At 57.4% G+C, this 7241-nt stretch carries 8 protein-coding genes and 2 pseudogenes; all 10 read left to right on the top strand.

Going from position 1 to position 7241, the window contains the following annotated elements; genetic code table 11:
* Positions 1-123 (top strand): annotated as a pseudogene (locus VRY85_RS03660) (elongation factor Tu); the annotation flags it as partial.
* Between the two features lie 63 nt (positions 124-186).
* Positions 187-498 carry a 30S ribosomal protein S10 gene (rpsJ, locus tag VRY85_RS03655; RefSeq protein WP_414597238.1) on the top strand — a complete coding sequence of 104 codons (312 nt, stop codon included), beginning with the start codon at positions 187-189 and terminating at the stop codon, positions 496-498.
* A 186-nt stretch (positions 499-684) separates the two neighbouring features.
* Entirely contained in the window at positions 685-1659 is a 975-nt protein-coding gene (locus tag VRY85_RS03650) for a tripartite tricarboxylate transporter substrate binding protein BugE (RefSeq protein ID WP_414597255.1), read from the top strand.
* 149 nt (positions 1660-1808) lie between these two features.
* Positions 1809-2825: pseudogene (locus VRY85_RS03645) on the top strand (glycine betaine ABC transporter substrate-binding protein); the annotation flags it as partial.
* Positions 2826-2930: 105 nt separating this feature from the next.
* The gene (locus VRY85_RS03640; RefSeq protein WP_414597254.1) at positions 2931-3797 is read left to right on the top strand and encodes an ABC transporter permease; all 867 of its coding nucleotides are present in this window, start codon (positions 2931-2933) and stop codon (positions 3795-3797) included.
* Complete coding sequence (locus tag VRY85_RS03635; protein ID WP_414597237.1) at positions 3794-4639, top strand: ATP-binding cassette domain-containing protein; 846 nt, start codon at positions 3794-3796, stop codon at positions 4637-4639. The genes VRY85_RS03640 and VRY85_RS03635 overlap by 4 nt, the downstream gene beginning before the upstream one ends.
* Positions 4640-4804: 165 nt before the next feature.
* On the top strand, positions 4805-5494 hold the full coding sequence (gene rplC / locus VRY85_RS03630) for a 50S ribosomal protein L3 (protein ID WP_414597236.1): 690 nt from the start codon (positions 4805-4807) through the stop codon (positions 5492-5494).
* A gap of 3 nt (positions 5495-5497) precedes the next feature.
* A complete protein-coding gene (rplD, locus tag VRY85_RS03625; protein WP_414597235.1) occupies positions 5498-6118 on the top strand; it encodes a 50S ribosomal protein L4 in 621 nt (206 codons plus the stop codon).
* On the top strand, positions 6115-6411 hold the full coding sequence (rplW, locus tag VRY85_RS03620) for a 50S ribosomal protein L23 (RefSeq protein WP_414597234.1): 297 nt from the start codon (positions 6115-6117) through the stop codon (positions 6409-6411). The genes rplD and rplW overlap by 4 nt, the downstream gene beginning before the upstream one ends.
* Positions 6411-7238, top strand: coding sequence for a 50S ribosomal protein L2 (gene rplB, locus VRY85_RS03615; protein ID WP_414597233.1), 828 nt, complete (start codon positions 6411-6413; stop codon positions 7236-7238). The genes rplW and rplB overlap by 1 nt, the downstream gene beginning before the upstream one ends.
* The last annotated feature ends 3 nt before the right edge of the window (positions 7239-7241 follow it).

Below are 7241 nucleotides of genomic sequence, written 5' to 3'. Positions count from 1 at the left end.
GATAACGTGTCGATGGAAGTGACCCTGATCGCTCCTATCGCCATGGAAGAAGGTCTGCGCTTCGCCATCCGTGAAGGCGGTCGTACCGTCGGCGCCGGCGTTGTGGCAAAAATCATCGAGTAAAAAAACCGCTTGCTTTGACCGGGGCGAGCCCCGCCCCGGTTCTTTCGTTCTTTAGGAATACCCATGAAAAACCAGAAAATCCGCATCCGTCTGAAAGCGTTCGACTACAAGCTCATCGATCAGTCGGCCGCTGAAATCGTGGACACTGCCAAGCGCACCGGCGCTGTTGTTCGCGGCCCGGTACCGCTGCCCACGCGGATTCGTCGCTATGACCTCCTGCGTTCGCCGCACGTCAACAAGACTTCGCGCGACCAGATGGAAATGCGCACGCACCAGCGTCTCATGGATATCGTCGACCCCACCGACAAGACAGTCGATGCACTCATGCGCCTCGACCTGCCGGCCGGTGTGGACGTCGAAATCGCACTGCAGTAATAGTGCAAAAGCGGTAAAGCAGAAATAAGAAGCGCCATGCATTGCATGGCGTTTTTTATTTGTGGTATCAGGGAAAGTCTCTATAACAGCATTCTCTAATGTGGGTATCTATTCGTAACAATAAAGAATAGAATCAACGTTTTCGCGAATTGATAATCATGCTTAACGGAGACATGCATGGCCAAAATGCTTCAGAACACCCTGTTGTCCATCGCACTGGCGGGCGCGGCAGTAACAATGAGCCCGGCAGCCGCCGCTTCAGACTTCCCTAACCAACCCATTCGCATGATTGTGCCGTTCGCTCCTGGCGGTTCCACCGATATCGTGGCGCGCATCGTGAGCCAGCGCATGGGGCAGGAGCTGGGTCAGACAGTCATCGTCGAGAACAAGGCCGGTGCTGGTGGCGCAATTGGCGCAGCGGAAGCCGCCCGCGCTCAGCCCGATGGCTATACGGTATCCGTAGCCACAGTGTCTACCATGGCTGTCAACCCTGCATGCCGTAGCGATCTTCCCTACGATCCCTCCAGGGATTTCATGCCGGTCACAAACTTCGCGAATCTGCCCAACGTCATCGTTGTGAACCCTAAGTTCCCCGCCAATAACTTTGAAGAAATGGTGAAAGAACTTAAGGCGAATCCCGAGAAGTATTCCTACGGCAGCTCCGGCACCTGCTCCATTAACCACCTGTTCGGCGAAGCGTTCAAGCATTCCACGGGCACAGATATGATTCACGTTCCCTACAAGGGCTCCGGCCCTGCCGTGGTGGATACGGTCGGTGGTCAGGTCGAAGTTCTGTTCGACAACCTGCCTTCTTCCATGAATCAGATCCAAGCAGGTAATCTGCGCCCCATCGCCATCGCCGGCCCTAAGCGTGCCGAGGCGCTGCCGGATATCCCCACGCTTGCCGAACTTGGGCACCCTGAGCTGAACGAGCCCGCCTGGTATGGTTTGCTCGCACCAGCCGGTACGCCTGCGGATATCGTTAAGAAACTGCGCGATGCGGCAGTCGTTGCGTTGCAAGACCCAAAGGTAATGGAATCACTCAGGCAGCAAGGCGCCACTCCTTCGGGCAACACGCCTGAAGAGTTTGCCGAAGAAATCCGTATCTGGCAGGAAAACGCCGCCAAAGTGGTTGCACAGCCCGGCTTTAAGCTCGACTAATCTGTAGTTGCTTTGCAGCGTTTCACCCTAAACAGGCTGGCCGACAAAAAGGCCAGCCTGTTTTGTATTCAGACATCAAGACGCGACGCCGCACGTTGACGCTCTCTCGGGAGGACGATTAAGGTGTAGACATTGGCAAGCCCTGCCGCATGGAACGGGAGCAGATACCAATGTCACTTGAGTCTTTGGCTATGCGGCGGAAGCACGTTCGCCCCATTTATCGTCTGTTGGGGCTGTTTATAGTGTGCGTCATGCTGACGACGTGGCTCGCAGAGCAGGCGCAGGCTCAGACAAGTACGACCTGCAACAACGGCCAGAAAGTTCGGCTTGCCGACCAGAACTGGGAGAGCGCAGCATTTACCACGCATCTATTGGCTCGCATTCTTGAAGATGCTTTTGGCTGCGACACCGAAATTGTGCCCGGTACGCCGGCAGCGGCGGAAGCCGCGTTGGCTAATGACGATTTACAGATCATCGCTGAAATCTGGTCCGGCCGCTCTGCCATCATAGAAAATGCCATCAATGCCGATCAGGTCAGGGTGGTGGGCGATACGCTGGAGGGCGGCGCAGAACAGGGCTGGTATGTGCCGGAGTTCGTTGTTAACGGTGATGCCAAGCGAGGCATTGAGCCTATGGCGCCTGGGCTACAGTCTTGGCAGGACCTTCCCCGTTACAAGGATTTGTTCCGCGACCCTGAGCAGCCGGCAAAAGGCCGCTTTCTGAACTGTCCCACTGGCTGGGTGTGCGAAGGCACCAATTCACGCCTGCTATCTCTGTATGGGTTGGACGAACACTACACGAATTTTCGAGCAGGAACGGGTGCTGCGCTGGATGCCGAGATCAGTGCCGCCCATGAACGGGGCGAACCGCTGCTGTTCTATTACTGGCAACCGGCCGGGCTGATGGCCAAGTACCGGTTTCATCGCATTGAGTTGCCGCCATTCAACCAGGCATGTTGGGATACCATCGTAAGCGGCGAAGGTCAGCCTTGCCCCACCGACTTCCTCAAAGCGCGGCTAGCGGTGGCGGTTTCCACGCCCTTTGCTCAGGCGAACCCGCCTATCACTGCATTTCTGAGTCGTGTGAACTTTCAGCCTGCACAACTGAATCAGGCCATACTGGAAATGACGGAACAGCGCATTCCGGGCCAGGTCATGGCTGAGCGCTTCTTGAAAGAACACCCTCAGACATGGCAGGCGTGGCTGGATGCCGCCCAGGCCTCGGAACTGGAAGCATCCCTGAAAGCAGAAGCCCCGACGGCGCGCCGCGACATCTTCTTTCACTGGTCGGGCGCCGAATTCGTGAACCGGCATCTTGCCCAGGCAGTTAAGGCTTGGGGTGACAGTTTCCGGCAGGCGGGCGACTTTCTGCTTGTGATGGTGCTGTTGCCAGTTGAAACCGCGCTGCTGGCGATACCCGCCTGGGCTTTGCTGGCTTTTGTCGCTCTGCTGTCCTGGCATGCCACACGCAAGCCCATTGCCACTGTCTTCTATGTAGTGGGCCTTTATCTCATTGGCGTGGTGGGTTTGTGGGACAAACTCATGCAGACCTTTTCCCTGGTGCTGGTATCCACCTTGTTTTCCATCGTCATCGGCATTCCAACCGGCATTCTGGCAGCTGGCAGCCGCTGGCTACGGCGGGTACTGGTTCCGGTGATGGATGTCATGCAGACCTTGCCAAGTTTCGTGTACTTGATTCCCGTGCTGATGCTGTTTGGCCTAGGCAAGGTGCCCGCACTGTTTGCAACCGTCATCTACGCGGTGCCGCCTCTCATCCGGCTCACCGTTCTAGGCTTGTTGCAGGTGGACCCCGCAGCCAAGGAGGCCGCGCAATCATTTGGCGTGACGCGCGGACAAATGTTGTTGAAGGTGACTCTGCCTTTGGCGCGCCCCAGCATCATGGCGGGCATCAATCAGACCACCATGATGGCGCTTTCTATGGTGGTGGTGGCATCCATGATTGGCGCACGTGGTCTGGGGGAGGATGTCCTGGCCGGTATCCAGACACTAGATATTGGCAGGGGGCTGCAGGCCGGGGTGGCCATCGTCATCCTCGCCATTGTGATCGACCGCATCACTCAGGCGTATGGCGAACCGGTGCGCAAACGTAAACCCATCAACCGGACGGACGTGCCATGAAACAAGACAGTTTGCAGCTTTCAGGCGGCCGTGCCGCTGTGAAAATACAGATACGCGGCGTTTACAAGGTTTTTGGACGCCGCGAGGCTGAAGCCCTGCGCTTGTTGCATGAAGGTGCTGACAAATCTGAAGTGCAACAGGCCACCGGAACCAACGTGGGGTTGGCAGGCGTGGACGCCGATATACCGACAGGAGTCATCACCTGCATCATGGGATTGTCCGGGTCGGGCAAGTCCACCTTGGTGCGCCACCTCAACCGTCTCATCGACCCTTCCGCAGGCCGCATTCTTTTCGATGGCGAAGACATTTTGCAACTCAGCATGGCGCAATTGCGCCAGTTGCGCCGCCACCGCGTCAGCATGGTGTTTCAGAGTTTCGGGTTGTTGCCACATATCAATGTGGTGGAAAACGTGGCGTTTGGTCTGCGCGTACGAGGCGAGCCGAGAGCCCGTGCCAGTGAAACTGCCAGGCTATGGTTGGAACGCGTTGGCCTTACCGAGTACGAACACAATTACCCCGATGAATTATCAGGCGGCATGCGCCAGCGTGTCGGACTGGCACGCGCCCTGGCGACCGACGCCGACGTGCTACTCATGGACGAAGCCTTTTCGGCGCTCGACCCCCTCATTCGCTACGACATGCAGGATCAACTGCTAGAACTGCAGCAGCGTTTGAATAAAACCATCGTGTTCATTACCCATGATATTGAAGAAGCCCTGCGGTTGGGCCAGCACATCATCATATTGCGTGAAGGCAAGGTTGAGCAGGCGGGCGGCCCTGAAGAAATCAGACTGCACCCGGCCAACGAATACGTGCAGCGTTTTCTCGTGCGGCGGGTTTAGGGGTATTCCCTTGGGTATTTCACGCCCTATGGACTTGATCAAATCAACCGCTTGCGCTATGGGCCAGGGTCATGCTACAGTACCGGGCTTCGCCCTATAAATTTTTGGGCGGAGAAACGCAAATCTGTTAGCCCCGACCAATCGTAGTCGGGAATGGAGAAAACAATGTCGAACTCGACACCTACGCCTGCCGCTTACCGGCTTGGGCTTGTGGGGCGTAAGGTCGGCATGACCCGCATTTTCACGGAAGATGGTGAATCCATCCCCGTGACTGTGCTGGACGTGTCGAACAACCGCATCACCCAGGTCAAGTCGCCAGAAGTTGATGGTTACGCAGCAGTGCAAGTCACCTACGGCACACGTCGCGCATCGCGCGTTACTAAGCCGCAGGCTGGCCACTTTGCTAAAGCTGGTACTGAAGCCGGCAGCATCCTGAAAGAATTCCGCCTCGACCCCGCCAAAGCCGCCGAATTCACGGCTGGTGCAGTATTGGCCGTCGATAGCGTGTTTGAAGCAGGTCAGAAGGTTGACGTGACTGGCACCACGATCGGTAAAGGCTACGCCGGCACCATCAAGCGCCACCACTTTTCCGGCCAGCGCAACTCCCACGGTAACTCGATCTCGCACCGCGCACCCGGTTCCACCGGTATGGCGCAGGATCCGGGTCGCGTATTCCCGGGCAAGAAGATGGCTGGTCACATGGGTGACGTTACCCGTACCACCCAGAATCTGGATATCGTGCGCGTCGACGCCGAGCGCGGTCTGCTGTTGGTCAAGGGCGCAGTCCCCGGCCACAAAAACGGCAGCATCGTTGTTCGTCCCGCTGTCAAAACACCTATCAAGAAAGGAGCCTAAATCATGGAACTCAAGCTCCTGAACGATCAAGGTCAAGCCGCTTCTACCGTTGCTGCTCCCGATACCGTATTCGGCCGCGAATTCAACGAAGCGCTGGTGCATCAGATCGTGGTCGCTTTCCAGGCCAACGCCCGTGGCGGCAACCGCGCTCAAAAGAGCCGTGGCACTGTCAAGCACTCTACCAAGAAGCCGTGGCGCCAGAAGGGCACAGGCCGTGCTCGCGCTGGTATGACTTCCTCGCCGTTGTGGCGTGGGGGTGGTCGCGCTTTCCCGAGCTCGCCCGACGAAAACTTCACACAGAAGATCAACAAGAAGATGTATCGTGCTGGTCTTCGTGCGATTTTCTCCCAGTTGGCTCGCGAAGACCGTATCGCTGTGGTTGATTCCTTCACGCTCGAAGCCCCCAAGACCAAGCTGGCAGCTGCCAAGCTTAAGGATATGGGCATGGAGTCCGTGCTGATCATCACCGATGCGCTCGACGAGAACGTTTACCTCGCCACTCGCAACCTGCCGCACGTTGCTGTGGTCGAACCGCGCTACGCCGATCCGCTTTCGCTGATCCACTACAAAAAAGTGCTGATCACCAAGCCGGCTATCGCTCAACTCGAGGAGATGTTGGGATGAACGCCGAACGTTTGATGCAAGTCATCCTGGCGCCCGTCGTGACCGAAAAGGCCACACTTGTCGCCGAAAACAACCAGCAAATCGCTTTCCGCGTCGCACCCGACGCCACCAAGCCTGAAATCAAGGCCGCTGTCGAGCTCCTTTTCAAGGTTGAGGTTGAGTCCGTACAGGTCCTGAACCGCAAGGGCAAGGAAAAGCGTTTTGGCCGATTCATTGGTCGCCGCCGTAACGAGCGTAAGGCATATGTCACGCTCAAAAACGGTCAGGAACTCGACTTTACTGAGGTGAACTAATGGCACTCGTAAAAGTCAAACCAACGTCGTCCGGCCGCCGTGGCATGATCAAGGTGGTTGCCACCAATCTGCACAAGGGCGACCCATACGCACCGCTTCTTGAAAAGAAGACTCGTGGCTCCGGCCGTAACCACAACGGCCACATCACTGTGCGCCATCGTGGCGGTGGTCACAAGCAACAGTATCGTATCGTGGATTTCCGTCGCAACAAGGACGGCATTCCCGCCAAGGTCGAGCGCCTTGAATACGACCCTAACCGTACCGCGCACATTGCTTTGCTGTGCTACGCCGACGGTGAGCGTCGTTACATCATCGCTCCTCGTGGTCTGGAAGTCGGCGCTACGCTGATGTCCGGTCAGGATGCTCCGATTCGCGCAGGCAACACGCTGCCGATTCGCAACATCCCGGTTGGCGCCACCATCCACTGCATCGAAATGCAGCCCGGCAAGGGCGCGCAAATGGCCCGTTCCGCAGGCGCTTCCGCTGTGCTGCTGGCACGCGAAGGCACTTACGCCCAGGTTCGTCTGCGCTCCGGTGAAGTCCGCCGTGTACATATCGATTGCCGTGCCACCATTGGTGAAGTCGGTAACGAAGAACACAGCCTGCGTCAAATCGGTAAAGCCGGTGCAATGCGCTGGCGCGGTGTTCGTCCAACCGTTCGTGGCGTTGCCATGAACCCGGTGGATCACCCGCACGGTGGTGGTGAAGGCCGTACTGGCGAAGGCCGTGAGCCTGTCAGCCCGTGGGGTACACCTACCAAGGGTTACCGCACACGTCGAAACAAGCGCACGAACAATATGATTGTTTCGCGTCGCAAGCGCAAGTAAGGG

The organism is Achromobacter sp. F4_2707, from assembly GCF_047501535.1.
Lineage (GTDB): Bacteria > Pseudomonadota > Gammaproteobacteria > Burkholderiales > Burkholderiaceae_B > Yanghanlia.
Note: the sequence above shows the minus strand (reverse complement) of the source record. Positions and strands in the feature narration are given on the sequence as shown.

Excerpts from the sequence above, each read along its gene's own strand:
- rpsJ (WP_414597238.1), top strand. The coding sequence starts at position 187 with ATGAAAAACCAGAAAATCCGCATCCGTCTGAAAGCGTTCGACTACAAG.
- VRY85_RS03650 (WP_414597255.1), top strand. The coding sequence starts at position 685 with ATGCTTCAGAACACCCTGTTGTCCATCGCACTGGCGGGCGCGGCAGTA.
- VRY85_RS03635 (WP_414597237.1), top strand. The coding sequence starts at position 3,794 with ATGAAACAAGACAGTTTGCAGCTTTCAGGCGGCCGTGCCGCTGTGAAA.
- rplC (WP_414597236.1), top strand. The coding sequence starts at position 4,805 with ATGTCGAACTCGACACCTACGCCTGCCGCTTACCGGCTTGGGCTTGTG.
- rplD (WP_414597235.1), top strand. The coding sequence starts at position 5,498 with ATGGAACTCAAGCTCCTGAACGATCAAGGTCAAGCCGCTTCTACCGTT.
- rplW (WP_414597234.1), top strand. The coding sequence starts at position 6,115 with ATGAACGCCGAACGTTTGATGCAAGTCATCCTGGCGCCCGTCGTGACC.
- rplB (WP_414597233.1), top strand. The coding sequence starts at position 6,411 with ATGGCACTCGTAAAAGTCAAACCAACGTCGTCCGGCCGCCGTGGCATG.